Below are 1,516 nucleotides of genomic sequence, written 5' to 3'. Positions count from 1 at the left end.
GTCGCGGGGGACCTCGCCCACCCGGCCCGCCGCCGCCTGCCCGCGTGGGCGAGGTCCCCCGCGACGCTGCGCACCGAGGTCCTCGCCGGCCTCGTCGTCGCCCTGGCGCTGGTCCCCGAGGCCATCTCCTTCTCCCTCGTCGCCGGCGTCGACCCCCGCGTCGGGCTCATCTCCTCCTTCGTCATGGGCGTCGTGACCTCCGTCGTCGGCGGCCGGCCCGCGATGATCTCCGCCGCCACCGGCGCCGTCGCCCTCGTCGTGGCCCCCCTCTCGCACGCGCACGGGGTCGGGCACCTCGTCGCGGCGATCCTGCTCGCCGGGGTCCTGCAGATCGCCCTCGGCCTGCTCGGCGCCGCCCGCCTCATGCGCTTCGTGCCCCGCAGCGTCATGACCGGCTTCGTCAACGCCCTGGCCATCTCCATCTTCGCGGCGCAGCTGCCCAACCTGCGCGGCGCGGACTGGCGGGTGTGGGCCGTGCTCGCCGCCGGCCTGGCCCTGCTGGTGCTCGTGCCCCGGGTGGTGCGCTCCGTGCCCGCCCCGCTCGTCGCGGTCGTCGCCCTCACCGCCTTCACCGTCCTGGCCGGGGTGGCCGTGCCCACCGTCGGCGACGAGGGCGCCCTGCCGCGCACCCTGCCCACCCTCGGCCTGCCCGACGTGCCGCTCACCCTGGACACGCTGCGCACCATCGCCCCCTACTCCGTCGGGGTGGCCCTCGTGGGGCTCATGGAGTCCCTCATGACCGCCACGCTCGTCGACGAGATCACCGACACCCGCTCCTCCAAGACCCGCGAGTCCCTCGGCCAGGGCACCGCCCAGATCGCCACCGCCCTCTTCGGCGGCATGGGCGGGTGCGCCGTCATCGGCCAGACCATGATCAACGTGAAGGTCTCCGGCGCCCGCACCCGGCTGTCCACCTTCCTCGCCGGCGCGTTCCTGCTCGTCCTCGTCGTCGGCCTCGGCGACGTCGTCGCGCGCATCCCCATGGCCGCGCTCGTCGCCGTGATGTTCCTCGTCTGCCACGGCGCCTTCGACTGGCACAGCGTGCGCCCCTCCACGCTGCGGGCCATGCCGCGCAGCGAGACCGCCGTCATGCTCCTCACCGTCGCCATCGTGCTGCTCACGCACAACCTCGCCTACGGCGTCCTCGGCGGCACCCTGCTGGCCTGCGTGCTCTTCGCCCGCCGCGTGGCCCACCTGGTCACCGTCACCAGCGAGCTCGACGCCGACGGCACCCACCGCACCTACCGGGTGCACGGGCAGCTGTTCTTCGCCTCCTCCGGCGACCTGGTCACCCAGTTCGACTACGCCACCGACCCGCCCCGCGTGACCGTCGACTTCAGCGACGCGCACGTGTGGGACGCCTCCAGCGTCGCCGCCCTCGACGCCGTGCAGCGCAAGTACGCCGCCCGCGGCACCGAGGTGCGCACCGTCGGCATGAACGCCCCCACCGCCGCCCTGCACGGGCGCCTCGCCGGCCGCGTCGCCGCGGAGGGCTGAGGGGCTGGAGGGGCTGGAG

The 1,516-nt window shown here is 74.9% G+C and carries 1 protein-coding gene; it reads left to right on the top strand.

Translation table 11 applies throughout. The features are described from left to right. The first annotated feature begins 36 nt into the window (after window positions 1-36). Complete coding sequence (locus tag GTR00_RS20600) at window positions 37-1,497, top strand: SulP family inorganic anion transporter (RefSeq protein WP_166613392.1); 1,461 nt, start codon at window positions 37-39, stop codon at window positions 1,495-1,497. Window positions 1,498-1,516: the final 19 nt, after the last annotated feature.

Origin of the sequence: Kineococcus indalonis, from assembly GCF_009906395.1 — a bacterium.
Lineage (GTDB): Bacteria > Actinomycetota > Actinomycetes > Actinomycetales > Kineococcaceae > Kineococcus > Kineococcus indalonis.
This window is presented reverse-complemented; position numbering and strand designations above follow the sequence as displayed.